Raw genomic sequence first — 21,271 nt, forward strand, 5'->3', positions numbered from 1 at the left:
ATTGTCGCGCTGGGTGGAGGGCACGGGCTGTACGCCTCGTTGTCGGCGTTGCGGAGGGTCACCTCCCGGCTGACGGCGGTGGTCACCGTCGCCGACGACGGAGGGTCGAGCGGCCGGCTCCGTCGCGAGCTCGGCGTGCTTCCCCCGGGAGACCTGAGGATGGCCCTGGCCGCGCTGTGCGGCGACGACGAGTGGGGGCGCACCTGGAGCGAGGTCGTCCAGCACCGCTTCCGCAGCGAGGGCGACCTGCACGGCCACGCGATCGGCAACCTGCTGATCGTGGCGCTGTGGGAGCGGCTCGGCGACACGGTCTCCGGGCTCGACTGGCTCGGGCGGCTGCTCGGCGCGCACGGGCGGGTGCTGCCGATGTCCTCGGTGCCGCTCGACATCGCCGCCGAGGTCGAGCTGGACGGCGAGGTGAGCACGGTACGCGGCCAGGTGGCCTGCGCGCTCACCCCCGGCAGGGTCCGGGCCATCTCGCTGCTGCCCGAGGACCCCCCGGCGTGCCCCGAGGCCGTCCAGGCGGTCCTCGACGCCGACTGGGTGGTGTTCGGCCCCGGCTCCTGGTTCACCAGCGTGCTGCCCCACCTGAAGGTGCCCGAGCTGGCCGAGGCGCTGCACGCCACCCGCGCGCGCCGCCTGGTCGCGCTGAACCTCGCCCCGCAGGCGGGGGAGACCGACGGCTTCTCCCCCCAGAAGCACCTGGAGGTGCTGCGCCAGCACGCGCCCTCCCTGGAGATCGACGTCGTCGTCGCCGACACCGGGGTGATCGACGACCGCGACGAGCTGGAGAAGGCCGCGGCCGACCTCGGGGGGCGGCTGGTCCTCGCCTCCGTGGCGGACGAGGACGGCTCCCCGCGACACGATGCGCAACGTCTTGCCTCCGTCCTGGACGAGATTTTCCGTGAGAAGCGTTGATCCTGGTCAGCGGTGCTCAGGAGTGCGAGAAACTTCTGTGAGCCCGATTTATCTCGGGCCGCATGGGGTCTGTATGGGGGAGGACGAACGCGCATGGCGATGACAGGTGTGGTCAAGGACGAGCTGAGCAGGCTGCCGGTCCTGAAGCCTTGCTGCCGTAAGGCCGAGGTGTCGACGCTGCTGCGGTTCGCGAGCGGGTTGCACCTGGTGAGCGGCCGGATCGTGATCGAGGCCGAGCTTGACACCAACGTCACCGCCCGGCGGCTGATCAAGGACATCGGTGAGGTCTTCGGGCACAAGGCGGAGGTGCTCGTCCTGGCCCCGGCCGGGTTGCGCAAGGGCTCGCGCTACCTCGTGCGGGTCTACCGCGACGGGGAGGCGCTCGCCCGCCAGACCGGTCTGATCGACAACCACGGGCGCCCGGTCCGCGGCCTGCCCCGTCAGGTCGTCGCGGGGGCGACCTGCGACGCCGAGGCGGCCTGGCGGGGGGCGTTCCTGGCGCACGGCTCGCTGACCGAGCCGGGGCGTTCGATGTCGCTTGAGGTGACCTGTCCCGGGCCCGAGGCGGCGCTCGCGCTGGTCGGGTCGGCGCGGCGGTTGAAGATCCACGCCAAGGCCAGGGAGGTGCGCGGCGTCGACCGGGTGGTGGTGCGCGACGGCGACGCCATCGGCGCGCTGCTGACCCGGCTGGGCGCCCACGACAGCGTGCTGGCCTGGGAGGAGCGGCGGATGCGCCGCGAGGTCCGTGCGACGGCCAACCGGCTGGCCAACTTCGACGACGCCAACCTGCGCCGTTCGGCCCGCGCCGCGGTCGCCGCGGGGGCGAGGGTCCAGCGGGCCCTGGAGATCCTCGGGGAGGAGGCCCCCGAGCACCTGGTGATCGCCGGTCGCCTGCGGGTGGAGCACAAGCAGGCGTCCCTGGAGGAGCTCGGCCAGCTCGCGGACCCGCCCCTGACCAAGGACGCCATCGCCGGTCGCATCCGCCGTCTGCTGGCCATGGCCGACAAGCGGGCTCAGGACATCGGCATTCCCAACACCGAGGCCAACCTCACCGTCGACATGCTGGCCCCGTAGTCGTGCCGCCGGGAGGCGCGTGGCTCAGGGCTGCTTCCTGGGCTCGAAGTAGTTCACGCGCTCGGCGGTCTCGTCCTGCTGCGGGGCGGACGAGGTGTGGGCCTCGCGGGCGGTCTTGACGCGCCTGTTCACGAAGCTGAAGCCCGCGTAGGCGGCCACCACCCAGAACAGCAGCGAGATGGGCTCGCGGCGGAGGTCCTCGGGGAAGGCGTCGAGGACCCGGACGAGGGTGGAGCCGTAGTCCTCGCCGGACACCCGCACCCAGGCGATGACGGATCCGGCGACCTGGCCGAGCGCGGCGCCGGCGAGGGAGAAGAAGGCGGCCAGCGGCGGCAGGACCGGGCTGGTCGGCCTGACCGCGATCATGGCGAGGCCGACGAGGAGACCGACGCCGATGGCGGCGAAGCCGATCTCGTACCCGCTGAAGGCGATGAGCGCGCCGTAGCCCGCGGCGCCGGCCACGGTGGCGAGAAGACCGGTGAGAACGCCTGGCAGGAGACCGTTCGCCAGGTGCGGATCGTTGTCTGTCATGGCAGGTCCTCGTGGGGTTGAGGGTATTTACAGTGACGAGTCGGGCACTTTACTTGAATGGTGCGATACCTGTTCGTGGGTTAGGGAATAACGGAGCACCCCCTCAAGTGGTCTAGGCCAATTTGGGTCCGATAAGGTTCGTGGTTGAGGTTTCAGCCCGCCCCAAGTCGCCGATCCGAGAGACCGGCGCACCGACGTACGAGGAGATCGGCACCGTGACCATCCGCGTAGGCGTCAACGGATTTGGCCGCATCGGCCGCAACTTCTGGCGCGCGGTCGCTGCCAGCGGCAAGGACATCGAGATCGTCGCGGTCAACGACCTGACCGACAACGCCACGCTCGCCCACCTGCTGAAGTACGACAGCATCCTCGGCCGCCTGCCGTACGAGGTGAAGAGCACCGCCGACGAGATCATCGTGGACGGCAAGACGATCAAGGCGTTCGCCGAGCGCGACCCCGCCAAGCTGCCCTGGGGCGACCTGGGCGTGGACGTCGTCGTCGAGTCGACCGGCTTCTTCACCGACGCCAACAAGGCCCGCGTGCACGCCGAGAACGGCGCCAAGAAGGTCATCATCTCGGCTCCGGCCAAGAACGAGGACTTCACCGTCGTGATGGGCGTCAACCACGACAAGTACGACTCGGCCAACCACACGGTCATCTCCAACGCCTCCTGCACCACCAACTGCCTGGCGCCGATGGCCAAGGTCCTCAACGACACCTTCGGTATCGAGAAGGGTCTGATGACCACGATCCACGCCTACACGCAGGACCAGAACCTGCAGGACGCCCCGCACAGCGACCTGCGCCGCGCCCGCGCCGCCGCGATCAACATCGTGCCGACCTCGACCGGCGCCGCCAAGGCCATCGGCCTGGTGCTGCCCGAGCTCAAGGGCAAGCTCGACGGCTTCGCGCTGCGCGTGCCGATCCCCACGGGCTCGGCCACCGACCTCACCGTCGAGGTCGGCCGCGAGACCACCGTCGAGGAGGTCAACGCCGCGCTCAAGGCGGCGGCCGAGGGCGAGCTCAAGGGCTACCTCACCTACAACGAGGACCCGATCGTCTCCTCCGACATCGTCACCGACCCGGCGTCCTGCATCTTCGACGCGCCCCTCACCAAGGTGATCGGCAACCAGGTCAAGGTCGTCGGCTGGTACGACAACGAGTGGGGTTACTCCAACCGCCTCGTCGACCTCATCGAGCTGGTCGGCGCCGACCTCTGATGAAGGACATCTCCGAGTTCGACGTGGACGGCCGGCGCGTCCTGGTGCGCGCCGACCTCAACGTCCCCCTGGAGGGGGACGTCATCACCGACGACGGCCGCATCCGCGCCTCGGTGCCGACGATCAAGGAGCTCGCGGGCCGGGGTGCCCGCGTGGTCGTCGTCGCGCACCTGGGACGCCCCAAGGGCAAGCCGAATTCGGAATACTCCCTGGCCCCCGTCGCGAAGCGGCTGGGTGAGCTCCTGGGCGCCGACGTCGCCTTCGCCACGGACGTGGTCGGCAAGTCCGCCCAGGACGTCGTGGAGGGCCTTCAGGACGGCCAGGTGGCCCTCCTGGAGAACCTGCGCTTCGAACCGGGTGAGGAGTCCAAGGACGACGAGGAGCGGGCCGCCTTCGCCGCGAAGCTGGCGGCCCTCGCCGACGTCTACGTGGGCGACGGCTTCGGCGCGGTGCACCGCAAGCACGCCAGCGTCTACGACGTGCCCGGCCTGCTGCCGCACGCCGCGGGCCGGCTCGTCCTGGCCGAGGTCGAGGTGCTCAGGAAGCTGACCGACGAGACCGAGCGGCCGTACGTCGTGGTGCTCGGCGGGGCGAAGGTCTCCGACAAGCTCGGCGTCATCGGCAACCTGCTGACCAAGGTCGACCGGCTCCTCATCGGCGGCGGCATGGCCTACACCTTCCTCAAGGCCCAGGGCTACGAGGTCGGCCGGTCGCTGCTCCAGGAGGACCAGCTCGACAAGGTGCGGGGCTTCCTCGACGAGGCGGGCAGGCGCGGAGTGGAGATCGTCCTCCCGGTCGACGTGCTGGCCGCCGTGGAGTTCGCCGAGGACGCCGAGTACGAGGTGGTCGACGCCACCGCGATCCCGGCCGACCGCGAGGGGCTCGACATCGGCCCGCGCACCCGCGAGCTGTTCGCGGGCAGGCTGGCCGACGCCGGGACCGTGTTCTGGAACGGCCCGATGGGCGTCTTCGAGTTCGACGCCTTCTCCGGCGGAACTCGCGCGGTCGCCGAGGCGTTGATCGGCTCGGAGGCCTTCACGGTCGTCGGCGGGGGAGACTCGGCCGCCGCCGTGCGCAGGCTCGGGCTGCCGGAGGACGGGTTCTCCCACATCTCCACCGGTGGCGGGGCCAGCCTCGAATACCTGGAGGGCAAGACCCTCCCCGGACTCGTGGCGCTGGAGCGGTAGAAGTGAACCCACGCGGTGAGCGGAGTGGCCGGTCGACGACCGACGCCGTCCGCGCAGTGAACAAGGAGTGGTGAGCGAACGATGAGCACACCTCGTAAGCCGCTCATGGCAGGCAACTGGAAGATGAACCTCAACCACCTCGAGGCCATCGCGCACACCCAGAAGCTCGCCTTCGCGCTGAACGACAAGGACTTCGACCGGGTCGAGGTGGCCGTGCTGCCGCCGTTCACCGACCTGCGCAGCGTGCAGACCCTGGTGGACGGCGACAAGCTGCGGATCGTCTACGGCGCGCAGGACCTGTCGCAGCACGACGGCGGCGCCTACACCGGGGAGATCTCCGGGGCGATGCTCGCCAAGATCGGCTGTACCTTCGTGCTCGCGGGCCACTCCGAGCGCCGCCAGTACCACCGCGAGGACGACGACGTCGTCAACGCCAAGGTGCAGGCGGCCTACCGGCACTCGCTCACTCCCATCCTGTGTGTGGGGGAGGGCCTGGAGGTGCGCCGGGCCGGTGGCCAGGTGGCCCACAGCGTCGCGCAGCTCGACGGTGCGCTTCGCAAGGTCACCGCCGAGCAGGTCGCGTCCATCGTGCTGGCCTATGAGCCGGTATGGGCGATCGGCACCGGCGAGGTGGCCACCCCGGACGACGCGCAGGAGGTCTGCGGGGCACTCCGGGTGCGACTCGCCGAGCTGTACGACGCCGAAGTGGCCGCCGGTGTCCGTATCCTTTACGGTGGGTCGGTCAAGTCTGACAACATCGCGGGCATCATGGCGCAGCCTGATGTCGACGGTGCCCTGATCGGTGGCGCGAGCCTCGACGCCGGGGAGTTCGTCAAGATTTGCCGTTTTGGCGAATTGTCGAGCTGACTGAGCCATTCGGTGGGTACGACTTGACAGCACGTCATACCCTCTTAGAGCAAGTTTGAATCGTCACGCCTTCGGCGTACACAAGGGTCGTGCCCGGACGCGGGTCACGCGCACATAGGGAACAGGTCAACGGTGACAATCGGAATCTCCATCGCCCTCATCCTGTCGAGCTTGCTGATGATGCTGCTCGTCCTGCTCCACAAGGGCAAGGGCGGTGGTCTCTCGGATCTGTTCGGTGGCGGTTTCTCGTCGTCGTTCGGAGGCTCCTCCGTGGTGGAGCGCAACCTCGACAGGCTCACCGTCATCACCGGTGTCGTCTGGTTCGTCTGCATCATCGCGCTGGGCCTGCTTCTGCGGCCCTGACCCGGCTTCGACAGGCGTGACAGTGGTTCAGTCCCCGCATCCCCAAGCGGCGGGGCCATCGAGCAAGGAGTTCATCCGTGGGTAGTGGCAACGCGATCCGTGGCAGCCGTGTCGGTGCCGGCCCTATGGGGGAGGCGGAGCGTGGCGAGGCGGCCCCCCGCGTGCGGGTGCCTTTCTGGTGCGCGAACATGCATGAGACGCGCCCCAGCTTCGCCAGCGACGCGGCCGTTCCCGAGTTCTGGGACTGCCCCCGGTGTGGTCTCCCCGCCGGTCAGGACGAGGCCAACCCGCCCGCGCCGCCGCGCAACGAGCCTTACAAGACGCACCTCGCGTACGTGAAGGAACGCCGCAGCGACAAGGACGGCGCGCAGATCCTGGCCGAGGCCCTGGAGCGGCTGCGCTCCTCCTCACGCCCGATCTACTAGCCGGGCTCTCGCGTACGGTCCGGTCAGGACTGACACGCACGCCTGAAAGGCCCCCGCGGGTGATCCCCGCGGGGGCCTTTCGCGTGCCGTGGCCTCTCCCGGAGCCGGGCCCGTGGACGGTGGCCACCCCGTTCCCGGCGGGTCCCGGTGGTCCTGTAAGGCCGCCCCGGCTCTAGGGCCTGTGGGGCAGGTCCGGCCTGCCTGGCATGTCCGTCCGGTTGGACGCGTCTCCCCGGTGCGTCATGTCTCTCCTCGAGGACATGCCGGACATTCCCTTGGAGCCCACCGCCACGGCTCCCAGGCCGAGCAGGAAGATGACGATGCCGGTGATGACGTTGTTCCAGATGTTTCCCCTTGTCGCCGAGCCGGTGATCCAGGGGGCCAGGATGGTCCAGATCCCGAGGACCGGCACGACCCAGCTGATCCCGTACGTCCGGCCGTAGGCGGACGCGAAGGCGAGGGCCAGGGCGGCGACCGCGATACCGGTGACGAGGTTGCTCACGGTGAGTCTGGACAGGCCGTTGAAACCGACCACCCAGGGGGAGATCGCCAGATACAGGCCCGCCAGGAGGCCCAGTCCGTCGATGACCTGGGCTACCGAAGTGGAGCCCGCTCGTTCGTACCTTTCCCGCATCTCGATGAGATCGGGGTGCTGTTCCAGGCTTGCGGGTCTCGTCATGACCCATTCCCCCTTACCGATTTCATGCGAACTCGATTTCCTGAGAAAGCGAATTTATGCCTGCATACCCGATATAAGCTCCAAAGAGCCCAAATAGGGACAAATCTAGCTAATGAAATCTTCGGACAAGGAGCCGTGGCGAGCCCGCCGCGCCGCGACCCCCGCAGGGGCGGTGACCTGCGGTGATCGCCATGGGTGGCCCCGGAGGACCTGGGTACAAAACGGGACATACCCCCTCGGGGGAACAGGCGAGGCCGAGGGGAAAACGAGGTTGCCCGGAGGTGACCTTATGGACGAGAAGGCAGGAACGCACGATCACCCGAGGAGCGCGCTGAATCTGCGGCTCCTCCTGGCGGGCTTCGGTCTGGTGGTGTGCGCGACCCTGGCGAGCCTCTCGGCGTGGGCCGGGGTCACCGCGCTCGCCGTGAGCCTGGCCGTGCTGGCGGCCGTCGCCGTCGTGGACATCGTGGTGATCGGGATCCGGATCTCCCGCAGACGCCGGCGCGGTGAACGGCACACCCTGTTCGAGTAGGGTTCGAACAGCGGGCCGCGTGTTCGTGATCGCCGATCGGCCCCGGGTAGGTCACGGTGCCGCGCAGGCGAGGCCGATGACGTCCTCGCTGCCCGCCCCCCGTTCGAAGGCGTCGGCGTAGACCCGCGCGCCGAGCGCGCGGCGTACCAGGCGGTCGGCGTCGGCGTGCGCGTCGTGGAAGGGCTTCAGGCCGATGAGCGCCACGCCGGTCGTGTGCCGCATCTGGTGCGCGGCGCCGAGGAGCTCGGCGGCGTGGTCGTGGTGGCCGGAGACGGCGACGGTCCAGGCGAGGGCCTCCAGGCCCCACACCGGCCCCCAGCGGTCGTCGATGGCGTACTGGCGGCGCAGGGAGTCGCGGAACAGCGCGGTGGCGCGCGCCGGGTCGCCGTGCCGCAGCTCGACGAGCCCGGCCCCCCACAGTGCCCAGGAGCGGGCCCAGGCCCCGCCGCGCGCCTCGGCGTCGGCCGTGTACGCGTCACCGGCGGCGACCGCGGCGTCCCGGTCCCCGAGGAAGGCGGAGGCCATCGCCCAGAACATCGTGGCCATGTGGGCGTCGCCGGTCGCGCCGTCCGCCAGGAACCGGTCCCTCGCCCGCGCCAGCAGGGGGATGGCCCGCGCGTCCCCCCGGACGAGCAGCGCGTGCGTGCCCTCGATGTAGGTGACGGCGGCGGGGACGTCGCCGGGGCGCAGCCCGGCGGCCAGGTGGAGGCAGCGGGTCATGAACTCGTCGGCGCTCTGCCAGTCGCCCTGGCAGAGCGCGATCCAGGCGGTGAGGGCCACCGCGCCGACCTGGCGCGGGCCCGAGAGGCTCGGGAACAGGGCGAGCGCGCGCTCCAGCCAGTGGCGGCCCTCGCCGATGGTGCTGCTGAAGAACCAGCACCGGGTCCGGGTGAGGTCGGCGGCCATCTCCAGCCCGTGTCCGGCCTCGCCCGGCTCCGTGGTGCAGAAGTCCAACGCCGCCCGCAGGTTCGGCAGCTCCCGCCGCAGCCTGGACAGCCACTCGACCTCGCGGGGGCCGCACCAGTCGGCGGCGGCCAGCGCGGCCATGCCCCGGTAGTGGTCGTGGTGGCGCCGCCGCACCGCGCCGTCCTGGCCGAGGGTGGCGAGCCGCTGCCTGCCGTACTGGCGGATGGTCTCCAGCAGGCTGTAGCGCGTCCGGTCGCCGAGGGTGTTCACGACCAGGATCGACTTGTGCGCCAGGGCCGCCAGGAGGTCCATGACCTCGTGGCGGTCGATGCCCGCGCCCGAGCACACCGCCTCGGCCGCCTCCAGGTCGAACCCGCCGGAGAAGACCGACAGCCGCGCCCACAGCAGCCGCTCGCGTTCGGTGCACAGGTCGTGGCTCCAGGTCACGACGCCCCGCAGGGTCTGGTGGTGGCGGGGCGCGCTCTGGGCGCCGGAGTCGGCCAGCAGCCGGAACCGGTCGTCGAGCCGGTCGAGGATCTCCTCCGCGGAGAGCGTGCCCATCCGGACCGCCGCCAGCTCGATCGCCAGCGGGATGCCGTCCAGCCGCCCGCACAACTGCGCGACCACGCCGCTGTTGTGCCGGGTGACCCGGAAGTCCGGGGCCGAGGCCGCGGCGCGGTCTGTCAGCAGGGTCACCGCCTCGTACCGGGTCAGCGGTGGTTCGGTGTCCTCGCCCGCCGGGGTGGCCCGCTCCAGGGGAGGTACGGTGAGAGGCGGCACCAGCAGGACGTGCTCCCCCTGGACGCCGAGCCGCTGCCTGCTGGTGGCGAGCACGCGCAGGCCGGGCGCCGCGCGCAGGAGCGTGGTCATCAGCGTCGCGGCCGCGCTCACCATGTGCTCACAGTTGTCCAGCACCAGAAGTGCCCGCCGGTCGCGCAGATGCCCGGTCAGGGTGTCGACGCAGGGACGCGCGGACTGGTCGCGCACCCCGAGGGCCTCGGCCACCGCCCGGTCGAGCAGCTCGGGCTCGGCCAGTGGGGCGAGGTCGGCCAGCCACACCCCGTCGGGGAACGCGCCGGACACCTGGGCCGCCACCCGCAGCGCGAGCCGGGTCTTGCCCACCCCGCCCACCCCGGTCAGGGTGACCAGGCGGCTGGCCTCCAGCAGCCGTCCGGCCTCGGCGAGCTGCCGCCCCCTGCCCACGAACGTCGTCATCTCGGCCGGGAGGTTGCCCGGTGCGGGTCGCCGGCGATCGGGGCCGCCCGTGACGGCGAGCGCGGGATCGGTGGACAGGATCCGCCGATGCAGCTCCCGCAGCTCGGTGCCGGGGTCGACGCCCAGCTCCTCGGCGAGGACCTCTCCGAGGGAGTGGTAGCACCGCAGGGCCTCGGCCTGGCGCCCCGAGCGGTACAGGGCCAGTATCCGCTGTGCCCAGAAGCGCTCCCTGAGCGGATGCTCGGCGGTCAGCCTTCGCAGCTCGGGAAGCACCTCCTCGTGGCGGCCCAGCGCCAGGTCGGCCTCGACGCGCGCCTGGAGGGCGTCCAGCCGCCGCTCGGCCAGCACGGGCACGACATCCCGCCGCAGCGCCTCCGACGGGATGTCCTGCAGCGGTTCCCCGCGCCACAGCCGCAATGCCTCGCCCAGCAGCGCGGAGGCCCGCTCGGTGGCGTCCATGGTGTCCGCGGTGCCTGCGGTGGCTCTGGCGCGGCGGGTCAGGGTGTCGAAGCGCCGCAGGTCGAGCCGGTCGTCGGCCACTCTGATCAGGTAGCCGTGGGGGCAGGTCAGCAGGGGGCCGCCGTCTCCGGGGTGACCCAGCAGGTGGCGGATCCGCATCACGTAGTTCTGCAGGGTGTTGCGCGCGCCACCGGGCGGGGCGTCTCCCCAGAGGCGGTCCACCAGCGTCTCGACGGGGACGACCTCGTTGGCGTCGAGCAGCAGCGACACGAGCAGCGTCCGGAGCTTGGCGGCCCTGACCGGCACGGGAACACCGTCGCGGAGGACCTCGAACGGCCCCAGAACCCTGAACTCGAAATCCGGACCCACGGTCTTCACCACGCAATGTAACCACAAAATCCCTCTGTGTTATCACGCGTGCCTAGCGAAGGCGCTCCGAGCGGTTTTCGCTCTGAGTGATCACATGTGAGCGGTGAGTGACCGCAGAGTGAGTGCCTCGCGGCACGGTGTTCACGGCGGCGGGACGAGGGTTTCCCGCCGATCGTCACACGACAGATCGTCACACGACAGGGAGGATCTCCTATGTTCAAGCGCGCAGCGGGGGCCATCGCGGGGCTGGTCGCGGCGGTGGTGATGGCCACCTCGGCCGGAGCGGGCACGGCCGCCGCCGACGCGGCCTCCTTCTCACGGGAGCTCGCGGCCACGGCACAGGCCGCGGGCGTCTCGGAGGAGACCGTTCAGGCCATGGCCGTGTCGCTCGTGAACAGCGACCCGGAGGACGACTACCGCTTCCCCGACGAAGTCTTCGAGGAGGCGCCCCGCTCCTGGCTGGGGATCGTGGCGTTCCTCAAAAGGCACTGGCGCCAGATCGTCGACGCGGTCAAGCAGGTCGGCCAGTGGTCCTGGTGGAAGGCGAAGCAGTGTGCGATAGGGGCCCAGAAAGAGATCTGGGACAGGTTCGAGGGAGACGTGAGCGACCAGGAGGCGGCGCTGGCCGCGGCCATCTACGGATGCCTGAAGAGCCTGCGCGGCTGATCGCGCCGCCCCCGGAGCGGACGCGGCGGTCGCGGGCCGAGGAATTGTCCTGATCATCCGTACGAGGTATCAGGAAGATCCGTAATATATGGATCTTCCTGATACGTACGTGATACGGGGGACATCAGTGATGGAAAGTAAGAACGGGGTCACGCGGCGGAGGCTTCTCCAGGTGGGCGCCGGAGCCGTGCCCGCGCTCGCCCTGGGGGCGGGGCCCGCTTGGGCGGCGACGAGTGAGCCGCTCGTCAGCGGGATCGTCCCCGCGGCACTGAAGAGATTCGACGACGTGATGAAGAAGTACATCACGGAGCGCGACATCAGCTGCGCGCAGCTCGCGGTCGCGCGGAAGGGCAAGCTCCTGCTGGCGCGCGGGTACGGGACGTACTCGGTGCGCACCGCCCAGAACGAGCCGGTCCTGGCGCGGGTGCAGCCGACCTCGCTGTTCCGCGTCGCCAGCCTGAGCAAGCACATCACGTCGGCCGCGATCATGCGGCTGGTCCAGGACGGCAAGCTCAGCCTCTCGGCCCCGGTCACCACGCTGCTCGGGCTCTCGGCGGCGGCCGACCCCCGGCTGGCCAAGGTGACCGTGCTGCGGCTCATGCAGCACCTGGGCGGCTGGGACACCGCCGTCTCCAAGGACCGGCTCTGGCTGGACCACACGATCTCCGCCGCGCTCGACGTGCCGCTGCCGATCAGCCACGCGGACATCATCCGCTACTCCACGGCCCGCCCCCTCGACTTCGAGCCCGGCTCCAAGATGGTCTACAGCAACTACGGCTACGCGCTGCTCGGGCGGATCATCGAGAAGGTCTCCGGCACGAGCTACGAGTCGTACGTCAAGCAGAAGCTCCTCGCGCCCGCCGGGGTCACCCGGATGCGGCTCGGCCGCAGCCTGCGGGCGGAGTCGCCCACCAGCGAGGTGAACTACGTCTCGAAGTACACCAACAAGTCCGTCGTGGACGAGTCCGGCACCGTCGTGCCGTACCCCTACGGCGGTTTCAACATGCCCAACCAGGACGCCAACGGCGGCTGGACCGCCTCGGCGGTCGACATGGTGAAGTTCGCCATGATCTTCGACGCCGCCGGTCCGGTGCTGAACGCCACCTCGATCGCGAAGCTGTTCGCGAAGCCGGAGACCGGCGTCAACCCCGGCGGGGATTGGTACGGCGGCGGCTGGCACATCCGGACCAAGGACAGCGGCATCAACACCTGGCACACGGGCTCGATGCCCGGCACGTTCACCTACCTGGCCAGGCTGAACGGCGGGATCTCCTACTGCGCCACGTTCAACCGCCGCGAGGAGGAGGGCTCGCTCGACTTCGGCGCGATCGACCCGCTCCTCAGCCAGACGGCCCGCGCGGTGACCGCGTGGCCGACGACCGACCTCACCTCGAAGTACTTCTGAGCCAGCGCCTCGGTGAGAGGCCGGGATCCCTTTCCCGGCCTCTCGCCTGTCTCAGCCCGAGCGGTCGTCCAGGTCGTCCAGGTCGTCCAAGTCGTCCAGGGTGTACGACAGGTAGCGGTCGGCGGAGCGGCGGACGGCCCCGGCGCCGTCGGTGCGCACGATCCGCTTCCACCAGCCGCCGTAGACGCGCTCGAAGGAGTACGGCTCCAGCAGCGACAGGGCGCGGCGGACCGTGCCGGGGCGCTCGGGGATGAGGTTGGGGTAGCTGTACATGAAGCTGACCCAGCGGCGGTCCTGGACCACCTGGAGGATGTCGCCGGAGAACAGGGCGCCCCGCCCCTCCTCGCCGTCGCGCCAGTGCATCACCTGGCCGCCGTCGAAGTGGACTCCCGCGTTGATCAGTGTCAGCCCCTCGCGGATCTCGTGGGTGTCGCCCTCCCAGAACACGACGGAGTCGTCGGGGCGGCCCACCCACTCGCGGTCGGCCGCGTGGAGGTAGACCGGCGCGTCGAAGGCGTGCGCCCACTCCACCATCGAGCCGTAGAAGTGCGGATGGCTGATCGCGATGGCGTCGATCCCGCCCAGCTCCCTGACCTGCCCGACCAGGTCGTCGTCGAGGTGGGTGATCATGTCCCACAGCACGTTGCCGCCGGGGGTGCGGACCAGCAGCGCCCGCTGGCCGATGGCCGTGGCGGGGTCGCTGCCGACCCCGACCACCCCGGTGCCCTCCTCGGCGACCAGCGGCCGGTGCCCGGTCGCGCGCAGCTCGTCCAGGGAGGTCCAGCGCTGCCCCTCCCAGCCGACGTACTGCCGCTCGTCCTCGCAGATCGGGCAGCTCTCCCGGGGTTCGGCGTACTGGACCCCGCAGGTGACACAGATGGGCAGATCGTTCACGGAAAGCTCCTCAGGTCGCGTTCGCTCCCCACCCTAAGATCGCCGTCTCCACCGGGAGCGGGCCCCTCGGACCGTCCGCCGATCCCGAGGGGCCCGCGGGATCAGCGGCGGTAGACCTCCTGGCCGTCGACGAAGGTCATCGCGACCTGCGTGCGCCAGATGTCGGCGGCGGGCTCGGTGAACGGGTCGCGGTCCAGGACGACCAGGTCGGCGCGGTTGCCGGGGACGATGGCGCCCGCGTCGTCGTCGCGGTTGATCCGGGCCGAGCCCGCGGTGTAGGCCGTCAGCGCGGTGGCCAGGGTGAGGCTCTGGCCGGGCAGGAACGGCGTCTGCGCCGTCGGGTAACTTGCGTGCAGCGAGCCGCCGGGTTCGGTGCGGTTCACGGCCACGTGCATGCCCTGGACCGGGTCGGCGCAGGAGACCGGCCAGTCGCTGCCCGCGCAGAACAGGGTGCCCTCGCGCAGCAGGTCGGCGAACGGGTACTGCCAGGCGGAACGCTCCTCGCCCAGGAAGGGCAGGGTCAGCTCGTCCATCTGGGCGTGATGGGTGGCCCAGAGCGGCTGCAGGTTGGCGGTCACGCCGAGCCTGGCGAAGCGCGGCACGTCGGACGGCTCGACGATCTGCAGGTGCGCGATGTGGTGCCGGTTGGCCGGGTCGGTTCCCTCGAAGCTGTCCAGCGCCTCCCGGACGGCCCGCTCGCCGATGGCGTGGAAGTGCACCTGGAAGCCGTGCCGGTCCAGCTCGGCGACGTACTCCTTCAGCAGCGAGGGGTCCACGTACGACAGGCCGGTGCCGCCGCAGCGGCAGTAGGGCTCGATCACCGCGGCGGTGAAGTTCTCGGCGATGCCGTCCTGCATGATCTTCACCGACCCGGCGCGGAACCGCTCCAGGCCCTCGGCGGAGCGGCGCCGCTCCAGCAGCTCGGGGATCTGCTCGGCGCCACGCGCCCGGTCCCACCACAGCGCGCCCACGACGCGGGCCCGCAGCGCGCCGGAGGCCGCCGCCGAGACGTACGTGGGCAGCTGGTCGTCGTAGCCCGCGTAGGAGCCGACGATGGCGTCCTGCCAGCCGGTGACGCCCAGGGAGAACAGGTGGTCCTGGGCGTCCATCAGCGCGTCGTGCAGGTCCCTCGCGGTGGGGCGGGGGGTGAGCAGGCCGACCAGGTCCATCGCCCCCTCGTGCAGCACGCCGCTCGGCGTGCCGTCGGCGTCGCGCTCGATCCTGCCGTCGGCGGGGTCGGGGGTGTCGCGGGTGATCCCGGCCAGCTCCAGGGCCCGGCTGTTCACCCAGGCGGCGTGGTGGTCGCGCTGGATCAGGTAGACCGGGCGGTCGACGACGTCGAGCTGGGAGCGGTGCGGCAGTCCGCCGGGGAAGGCCGACATGTCCCAGCCGCCGCCGTCGATCCACTCGTGATCGGGGTGGGAGCGGGCGTAGGCGGTGATCCGCTCCAGGTACTCCGGCAGGCCGTAGACCTCGGACAGGTCGCACCTGGCCCGCTCCAGGCCCGCCTGGACCGGGTGGATGTGCGCGTCGGTGAACCCGGGGGTGAGCAGCCCGCCGCCCAGGTCGACGGTCTCGTGGCCGGGGGCGGCCAGCCGTACGACGTCGGACTCCGTGCCCACGGCGGCGACGCGGCCGTCACGGACCAGTACCGCCTCGGCGAAGGCGTCGGCGGCGAGGAAGGCCCTGCCGCCGCGGAAGAGGATGTCGTTCACTCGTTTCCCGCTCGGGTGTCGGGGGGACAGGTCATGGCTCTCCTCGGCGTCGGCGTTCTCGGCGGTTGCCGCGTTCTCCGGCATTCTCCGTGTTCTCGGGGAAGGGCGACAGTCTCAGCGTCCGGTGATGGAGTCGGCGACGCGGGCCAGCACCGAGGTGCGGCCGAGTCCGGCCTTCTCCCTGGCGTCGGCCCGGCGGTAGAGGTCGTACATGGTGTGCACGCCGATCCACCGCAGCGGTTCCACCTCCCAGCCCCGCACCTTGCGGTCCACCCAGGGCAGGGACGTCAGCTCGGTGTCCTCGCGCAGGATCAGGTCGCGCAGGGTACGGCCGGCGAGGTTGGTCGCGGTCACCCCGTGGCCGGTGTAGCCGCCCGCCCAGCCGATCCCGGTGGCGTGGTCGACGTGCACGGTGGCGCACCAGTCGCGGGGCACGCCGAGCACCCCGGACCAGGCGTGCGCCACCCGGGAGGCCCCGATCGCGGGGAACATCCCGGTCAGCAGCTCCCAGAGCGCCTCGATCGTCCACTCGTGGGTGTGGCCCCGGTCGTCCACGCGGGAGCCGTACAGGTAGGGCTTGCCGCGCCCGCCGAACGCGATCCGGCCGTCGGCGGTGCGCTGGGCGTACATGTAGTAGTGCGCCATGTCGCCGAGCAGCTCGTGGCCCTCCCAGCCGATCTCGTCCCACAGCGCGCCCAGCGGCTCGGTGACGATCATGGAGCTGTTCATCGGCAGCCACGCGCGGTGGTACTGCCTCAGCTCGGCGGTGAAGCCCTCGGTGGCGCGGACGACGTATTCGGCGCGGACCGTCCCGTACGGCGTGCGGGCCTCGCGCGGGGCGATCTCGGTGACCGGGGTGCGCTCGAAGATCTCCACCCCGAGGTCCCGTACGGTCTCGGCCAGGCCCCTGGCCAGCTTGGCGGGCTGGATCCTGGCGCAGTGCGGGCTCCAGATGGCGCTGACCGCGCCGTCGACCCGCAGGCGCTCCTCCCGCTCGGCGGGGTCGAGCAGCCGCACGTCCTCCTCGGTCCAGCCCCAGTGGCGCTCGTGGGCGAGCAGCCGGTGCAGCCGCCGGTCCTGGGCGACGTTGGTGGCGACCGTGGTGACGCCGCCCTTGACGATGTCGGCGTCGATCTTCTCGTCCCCGGCGACGGCGACGACCTCGTCGATCGTCTCGAACATCACCCGCTGCAGCCGCCTGGCCGCGTCCGCGCCGTGCGTCCTGGCGTAGCGCTCGGGGGTGCCCGCCAGCTCGCCGACCAGCCAGCCGCCGTTGCGCCCGGAGGCGCCGTACCCGGCGAACTCCTTCTCCAGGACGACGATCCGCAGGCCGGGGCTCGCCTTCTTCAGGTAGTAGGCGGTCCACAGGCCCGTGTATCCGGCGCCGACGATGGCCACGTCGGCGTCGAGGTCGCCTCCGAGGGGGGCGCCGGGCGAGGGGATGCCGAGGGAGCGATACCAGAAGGAGACGTCTCCGTTGACGAAGTCCCCAGCCAGGGGAACGCGCGTGCTCATGGCCTCATATCCTGCTATATCCGTCTATAGGGGTGCACCTGTCAACGGAAATCGTTGTAGAAACGCCGTACTGCCGCGTAATGAGTGATCTTCCCAGACGTAACGATGGGCTCACTCATGTGTAGCAGTCCCGTAACAGTCCCAGGCAAGGCTATCCCTCGACAGAGGGAGCATTCTGATGGGGTTTCTGAGGATTCGTACGACCGTTGACGAGCGGCCGGGGCGGCTCGCCTCGCTGGCCGCCGCGCTCGCCGCCAAGGGTGGCAACATCCTGGGCCTGAGCGTGCAGACCGACGTGGACGGCACGGTCGACGAGTTCGTCACGGACATCCCCGCCGGGGCCGAGGCGGTGCGCGAGGCGCTGGAGGCCGCCGGGGGACGCCGGGTCCAGGTCGTCACCGCCACCGCCCACGAGCTGACCGACGAGCCCACCCGCGTCCTGCTGCTCGCCTCCCGGCTGCGCATGACGCCCTGGCGGCTGCCCGAGCTGCTGGGAGAGCTGCTGCGCGCCGACGACTCCCGCTGGGTCTACGGTTCGGAGATGAGCGATCTTCCGGACCCGACCCTGCTGACCGTGCCCGTGGCCCCGCGCCGCGCGATCAGGGTCCGCCGGGCCGAGCTGCCGTTCACCCTGACCGAGGCCGCCCGCGCGGCCTCCTTCGTCCGCCTGGCGCAGCCCCCCGTCGAGCAGTCCGGGGCCGACCGCGACGTCACGCTCTCCGACGGCGTCGAGGTCAACGTCCGCCCGCTCACCCGCCTCTACCGCGAGGCCGTACGCGACCTGCACGACCGCTGCTCGCCCGAGGCCCGCAGGTTCCGCTACTTCACCTCGATGCCGGTGCTGCCGCCGAAGGTCTTCGACCGGCTCTGCGACCGCACCCGGGGCCAGTCGATCGTCGCCGGGTACGACGGCCAGGTCGTCGGTCTCGCCAACCTGATGTTCACCCCGGATCCCGGCATCGCCGAGATGGCGTTCCTGGTCGAGGACCGCTGGCAGGGCAGGGGGCTGGGGACGGCCCTGGCCGGGATGCTCGTCCGCCAGGCCCGCGACCTGGGCTTCGCCGAGGTCAGGGCGACCCTGCTGTCCGACAACGTCCGCATGCGCAGGCTCCTGGTCTCGCTCGGCGCGACCCTGAGCTACACCGAGGACCCCGGTGTGGTGGAGGCCAGGCTGGCCGTGGGCGCGATGACGGCGGCGTCCCCGGGCTGACCCCATGGCGTGGCCTTCCCGTTTCGAGATCGCTCAGGGATCCCGAAGCGGGGAGGCCGCATTCTTTCCCGTCCGCACGAGGGGGGATGTTTTAGGAGGCCTGTCCCTCCTGGGGCCCGGCCTCCGTCTCGGCCTCGGCCTCGGTCTCGTCGTCGTCGCGGGAGGTGCCGAGGGCGTCCAGCCTGCGCTCGATCCGGTCCAGGCTCTCCTGGACGCGGTCCAGCCTGGCCGAGAGCGTCGCCCCCATGACGTGGAAGCCCTCCTCCGCCGTCGCCGCGCGCTCGGGGCCGCGCCGCCCGAGCAGCGCGATCACCTGGGCGCGCACGGCCTCCAGGCGCGCGCCCTGCCCGGTCAGCACCCGGGCGGCCACGCCCTCGCCCTCGCGGATCAGGCCCAGCAGGATGTGCTCGGTGCCGATGTAGGTGTGGTGCAGGCCGAGCGCCTCGCGCAGGGACAGTTCGAGCACCTTCTTGGCGCGCGGGGTGAACGGGATGTGGCCGCCGGGGGCCTCGTCACCCCTGCCGATGATCTCCTCCACGTCGTTCCTGACGCGTTCGCCGCCGATGCCGAAGGCCCGCAGGGCGCGACCGGCGACGCCGTCCTCCTCAAGGATCAGCCCGAGCAGGATGTGCTCGGTGCCGATGTGGCCGTGGCCGAGCCGCCGGGCCTCCTCCTGGGCCAGGACCACGACACGGCGGGCACGGTCGGTGAAGCGCTCGAACACGGGAAGCCTCCGTGAGGGGTGTCGAGGTGCCTGCCCCCACTATGCGTCAGACGAACGGTGAGCGGGAGGAAATCTTCCCGGGCAATTCCCGCCCCGTTCACCGTGACCGTTCCTCCCCGCTCGATGAAAGCTTACATTTTGCTGTTAGCTTCATGCCAAATGTCTTTCGCGTCCGGGGGCGGCGTGCGTAGGGTCCCCGCATGACGATCGACGCCTTCATCGACGCTCTCCCCAAGGTCGAGCTCCATGTCCACCTCATCGGCTCCGCCTCGGTGCCCACCGTGCTGGAGCTCGCCCGCCGCCACCCCGACGGCGGCGTCCCCACGGACGAGGAGGAGCTGCGCGCCTTCTACAGGTTCACCGACTTCCCGCACTTCGCCCGGATCTACCAGGCGGTCAACGCCCTGGTCCGCGAGCCGGAGGACGTGGCGACCCTGGTGCTCGGCCTGGCCGCCGACCTCGCCCGGCAGAACGGCCGCTACGTCGAGCTGACCGTCACGCCGTACGCCCACCACGTCGTGGGCATGCCGATGCGGGAGGTCACCGAGGCGCTCGACCTGGCCGCCCGGCGCTCCCGCGAGGAGCACGGCGTGCGGATGGCGTACGTCTTCGACATCCCCGGCGAGTACGGCGCCGAGGCGGCCCGGGTCACCCTGGACCACGCGCTCCAGGAACCTCCCCAGGCGCTGGTAGGTTTTGGCCTGGCAGGTATCGAGCAGGAACGCCCGAAGTATCGTGACATCTTCGCGGACGCCTTCCGCGCGGCCACCGCCGCCGGGCTGCGCAGCCTGCCGCACGCGGGGGAGATGACCGGCCCCGAGACGATCTGGGAGGCCCTCGACCTGCTGGGCGCCGAGCGGATCGGCCACGGCACCTCCTGCGTGGACGACCCCCGCCTGGTCGCCCACCTGCGCGAGACCCAGATCCCCCTGGAGGTCTGCCCCACCTCCAACGTCTGCACCGGCCAGGTCGCCCGCGTCGAGGACCACCCCCTGCCCCGCATGATCGAGGAGGGCCTGTTCGTCACCCTCAACAGCGACGACCCGCCCATGTTCGCCACCACCCTGAGCCGCGAGTACCGTGTCGCCGCCGACCGGCTGGGCCTGGACCGCGAGACCCTCACCACCCTGGCCCGCAACGCCGTCGAGGCCTCCTCCATGAACCCGGCGGACAAGAAGGAGATCCGCACCGAGATCGACGCCCTCGCCGCCCGGTTCTCCTGACCCGCCCGGGGGCCCCACAGCACCGGAGGTCTCCGAGGTCGAGGGGAGCGGCAGTGCCGACGCGGCCCTCGTGGGTGTGGCCGTGCGGCGGCAGGTTCAGGTGCGGAGCGACGAGCTCGCCGAACCGGTGCCGGTCACGCGGGAAGGCGTCGTCCTGCGGATCCGTGATCTCCGGCGGTGATGCCCTCCGCCCCGAATCGATGCTCCTTTCCGAACTGCATGTCCGAAACGTGAAGAATCGTAATGGAGCGCCGACCGGTCTGATCCCAATCGTAATTCGGTTCCTGATACGAAAAATCCTCGCAAATGATTTCTCGTTTGCGAGGATTCTCGATGGGCTCAGTTCAGGGAGAGGAGATCCGGCTCAACGAGGAGGGGATCTTGGAGGCGGCGGCCCTGTCCAGGAGGAAGAGGGTGCGCCGGCTGCCCCGGGCACCGGCGGCCGGGACCTGCATCGTCCCCGAGTCCGACAGCGCCAGCCGTACCGCCCCCGCCTTCTCCTCGCCCGCGGCGATCACCCACACCTCGCGGGAGCCCTGGATCACCGGCAGCGTCAGCGAGACGCGGGTGGGCGGAGGCTTGGGCGAGCCGTGCACCGCCACCACCGGGCGGGTGTCGTACAGGGCGGGCAGGCCGGGGAACAGCGAGGCGATGTGACCGTCGGGACCCATGCCCAGCATCATCAGGTCGAACGCCGGGGCCGGGCCGTGGTCCTCGGGGCGCGCGGCCCGGCGAAGCTCCTCGGCGTACGCCTCGGCCGACTCCTCGGCGGTCATGCCCGAGTCGGGGCCGCGCATCACGTGAACCCGCTCGGGGTCGAGGTCGAGGTGGTCGAGCAGGGCCTCGCGGGCGCCGGTCTCGTTGCGCTCGGCGTCGCCGCTCGGCAGGAAACGCTCGTCACCCCACCAGATGTCCACCTTGCGCCAGTCGACGGCGTCCCTGGCGGGGGAGGCGGCGATCTCGGCGAGGGTGGTGATGCCCAGGGTGCCGCCGGTCAGGACCAGGTGGGCCGAGCCCTTGGCCGACTGGGCGTCGACGGCCCGGACGATCACCCGGGCGGCGACGGCCTTGGCGAGCACGTCGGCGTCGCGGTGGGTGATCACAGTAGGAACGCTCACGGGACTTCTCTTTCGAAAGGAAGTGCCCCGCGGCCGCGTGGCCGCGGGGCACTCAC

General features: G+C 70.9%; 19 protein-coding genes and 1 pseudogene. 12 read left to right on the top strand and 8 right to left on the bottom strand.

The features are described 5' to 3' along the window. Positions 1–918 carry a gluconeogenesis factor YvcK family protein gene (locus ACW9TB_RS35130; protein WP_329093993.1) on the top strand — a complete coding sequence of 306 codons (918 nt, stop codon included), beginning with the start codon at positions 1–3 and terminating at the stop codon, positions 916–918. A 93-nt stretch (positions 919–1,011) separates the two neighbouring features. Then, positions 1,012–1,992 carry a DNA-binding protein WhiA gene (gene whiA / locus ACW9TB_RS35135; RefSeq protein WP_329079024.1) on the top strand — a complete coding sequence of 327 codons (981 nt, stop codon included), beginning with the start codon at positions 1,012–1,014 and terminating at the stop codon, positions 1,990–1,992. Positions 1,993–2,016: 24 nt separating this feature from the next. On the opposite strand, the gene ACW9TB_RS35140 is transcribed toward whiA, so the two are convergent. Next, a complete protein-coding gene (locus ACW9TB_RS35140; RefSeq protein WP_472752426.1) occupies positions 2,017–2,523 on the bottom strand; it encodes a hypothetical protein in 507 nt (168 codons plus the stop codon). A gap of 215 nt (positions 2,524–2,738) precedes the next feature. Here ACW9TB_RS35140 and gap point away from each other — a divergent pair, with 215 nt between their 5' ends. The 5 genes from gap (at position 2,739) to ACW9TB_RS35165 (ending at position 6,585) form a co-directional block, all read left to right on the top strand. Then, on the top strand, positions 2,739–3,743 hold the full coding sequence (gene gap / locus ACW9TB_RS35145; RefSeq protein ID WP_472752457.1) for a type I glyceraldehyde-3-phosphate dehydrogenase: 1,005 nt from the start codon (positions 2,739–2,741) through the stop codon (positions 3,741–3,743). Continuing rightward, positions 3,743–4,930, top strand: a complete 1,188-nt coding sequence (locus ACW9TB_RS35150; protein ID WP_472752427.1) for a phosphoglycerate kinase — start codon at positions 3,743–3,745, stop codon at positions 4,928–4,930. Before gap ends, ACW9TB_RS35150 begins: the two co-directional genes overlap by 1 nt. Before the next feature lie 81 nt (positions 4,931–5,011). Continuing rightward, positions 5,012–5,797, top strand: a complete 786-nt coding sequence (tpiA, locus tag ACW9TB_RS35155; RefSeq protein ID WP_472752428.1) for a triose-phosphate isomerase — start codon at positions 5,012–5,014, stop codon at positions 5,795–5,797. Positions 5,798–5,929: 132 nt separating this feature from the next. After that, entirely contained in the window at positions 5,930–6,160 is a 231-nt protein-coding gene (gene secG, locus ACW9TB_RS35160) for a preprotein translocase subunit SecG (protein ID WP_030905020.1), read from the top strand. A 77-nt stretch (positions 6,161–6,237) separates the two neighbouring features. Further along, entirely contained in the window at positions 6,238–6,585 is a 348-nt protein-coding gene (locus ACW9TB_RS35165; RefSeq protein ID WP_012892502.1) for an RNA polymerase-binding protein RbpA, read from the top strand. 172 nt (positions 6,586–6,757) lie between these two features. Here the strand turns inward: ACW9TB_RS35165 and ACW9TB_RS35170 are convergent, their stop codons facing one another. After that, complete coding sequence (locus tag ACW9TB_RS35170; protein ID WP_472752429.1) at positions 6,758–7,264, bottom strand: SPW repeat protein; 507 nt, start codon at positions 7,262–7,264, stop codon at positions 6,758–6,760. A 289-nt stretch (positions 7,265–7,553) separates the two neighbouring features. On the opposite strand from ACW9TB_RS35170, the gene ACW9TB_RS35175 reads away from it, so the two are divergent. Next, positions 7,554–7,796, top strand: a complete 243-nt coding sequence (locus tag ACW9TB_RS35175) for a DUF6343 family protein (protein WP_472752430.1) — start codon at positions 7,554–7,556, stop codon at positions 7,794–7,796. A 51-nt stretch (positions 7,797–7,847) separates the two neighbouring features. Here the strand turns inward: ACW9TB_RS35175 and ACW9TB_RS35180 are convergent, their stop codons facing one another. Beyond that, positions 7,848–10,745, bottom strand: a complete 2,898-nt coding sequence (locus ACW9TB_RS35180) for an AfsR/SARP family transcriptional regulator (RefSeq protein ID WP_472752431.1) — start codon at positions 10,743–10,745, stop codon at positions 7,848–7,850. Positions 10,746–10,958: 213 nt separating this feature from the next. Here ACW9TB_RS35180 and ACW9TB_RS35185 point away from each other — a divergent pair, with 213 nt between their 5' ends. Continuing rightward, complete coding sequence (locus ACW9TB_RS35185) at positions 10,959–11,411, top strand: hypothetical protein (RefSeq protein WP_472752432.1); 453 nt, start codon at positions 10,959–10,961, stop codon at positions 11,409–11,411. A 130-nt stretch (positions 11,412–11,541) separates the two neighbouring features. After that, positions 11,542–12,816 carry a serine hydrolase domain-containing protein gene (locus tag ACW9TB_RS35190; RefSeq protein WP_472752433.1) on the top strand — a complete coding sequence of 425 codons (1,275 nt, stop codon included), beginning with the start codon at positions 11,542–11,544 and terminating at the stop codon, positions 12,814–12,816. 51 nt (positions 12,817–12,867) lie between these two features. Here the strand turns inward: ACW9TB_RS35190 and ACW9TB_RS35195 are convergent, their stop codons facing one another. From ACW9TB_RS35195 to ACW9TB_RS35205, 3 genes are all read right to left on the bottom strand, one after another. Beyond that, entirely contained in the window at positions 12,868–13,710 is an 843-nt protein-coding gene (locus tag ACW9TB_RS35195) for an MBL fold metallo-hydrolase (RefSeq protein WP_472752434.1), read from the bottom strand. 101 nt (positions 13,711–13,811) lie between these two features. Next, positions 13,812–15,425, bottom strand: coding sequence for an amidohydrolase (locus tag ACW9TB_RS35200; protein ID WP_472752435.1), 1,614 nt, complete (start codon positions 15,423–15,425; stop codon positions 13,812–13,814). Positions 15,426–15,539: 114 nt separating this feature from the next. Continuing rightward, positions 15,540–16,940, bottom strand: coding sequence for an NAD(P)/FAD-dependent oxidoreductase (locus ACW9TB_RS35205; RefSeq protein ID WP_472752436.1), 1,401 nt, complete (start codon positions 16,938–16,940; stop codon positions 15,540–15,542). Positions 16,941–17,118: 178 nt separating this feature from the next. Between ACW9TB_RS35205 and ACW9TB_RS35210 the strand changes: the two genes are divergently transcribed. Further along, the gene (locus ACW9TB_RS35210; RefSeq protein ID WP_472752437.1) at positions 17,119–18,150 is read left to right on the top strand and encodes a GNAT family N-acetyltransferase; all 1,032 of its coding nucleotides are present in this window, start codon (positions 17,119–17,121) and stop codon (positions 18,148–18,150) included. Positions 18,151–18,418: 268 nt separating this feature from the next. On the opposite strand, the pseudogene ACW9TB_RS35215 reads toward ACW9TB_RS35210, so the two are convergent. Continuing rightward, positions 18,419–18,874, bottom strand: a pseudogene (locus ACW9TB_RS35215) (Clp protease N-terminal domain-containing protein); the annotation flags it as partial. A 200-nt stretch (positions 18,875–19,074) separates the two neighbouring features. On the opposite strand from ACW9TB_RS35215, the gene add reads away from it, so the two are divergent. Beyond that, entirely contained in the window at positions 19,075–20,097 is a 1,023-nt protein-coding gene (gene add, locus ACW9TB_RS35220; RefSeq protein WP_472752438.1) for an adenosine deaminase, read from the top strand. Positions 20,098–20,441: 344 nt separating this feature from the next. On the opposite strand, the gene pgl is transcribed toward add, so the two are convergent. Beyond that, positions 20,442–21,215: a 6-phosphogluconolactonase gene (gene pgl, locus ACW9TB_RS35225; protein WP_472752439.1), complete on the bottom strand. Its 774-nt coding sequence runs from the start codon at positions 21,213–21,215 to the stop codon at positions 20,442–20,444. Positions 21,216–21,271: the final 56 nt, after the last annotated feature.

Source organism: Streptosporangium sp. H13245 (assembly GCF_055690525.1).

Bases quoted from the DNA above. Each gene is read 5' to 3' on its own strand.
- whiA (WP_329079024.1), top strand. From the start codon at position 1,012: ATGGCGATGACAGGTGTGGTCAAGGACGAGCTGAGCAGGCTGCCGGTC.
- ACW9TB_RS35185 (WP_472752432.1), top strand. From the start codon at position 10,959: ATGTTCAAGCGCGCAGCGGGGGCCATCGCGGGGCTGGTCGCGGCGGTG.
- ACW9TB_RS35175 (WP_472752430.1), top strand. From the start codon at position 7,554: ATGGACGAGAAGGCAGGAACGCACGATCACCCGAGGAGCGCGCTGAAT.
- tpiA (WP_472752428.1), top strand. From the start codon at position 5,012: ATGAGCACACCTCGTAAGCCGCTCATGGCAGGCAACTGGAAGATGAAC.
- ACW9TB_RS35205 (WP_472752436.1), bottom strand. From the start codon at position 16,940: ATGAGCACGCGCGTTCCCCTGGCTGGGGACTTCGTCAACGGAGACGTC.
- add (WP_472752438.1), top strand. From the start codon at position 19,075: ATGACGATCGACGCCTTCATCGACGCTCTCCCCAAGGTCGAGCTCCAT.
- ACW9TB_RS35210 (WP_472752437.1), top strand. From the start codon at position 17,119: ATGGGGTTTCTGAGGATTCGTACGACCGTTGACGAGCGGCCGGGGCGG.
- ACW9TB_RS35140 (WP_472752426.1), bottom strand. From the start codon at position 2,523: ATGACAGACAACGATCCGCACCTGGCGAACGGTCTCCTGCCAGGCGTT.
- ACW9TB_RS35190 (WP_472752433.1), top strand. From the start codon at position 11,542: ATGGAAAGTAAGAACGGGGTCACGCGGCGGAGGCTTCTCCAGGTGGGC.
- ACW9TB_RS35150 (WP_472752427.1), top strand. From the start codon at position 3,743: ATGAAGGACATCTCCGAGTTCGACGTGGACGGCCGGCGCGTCCTGGTG.
- ACW9TB_RS35170 (WP_472752429.1), bottom strand. From the start codon at position 7,264: ATGACGAGACCCGCAAGCCTGGAACAGCACCCCGATCTCATCGAGATG.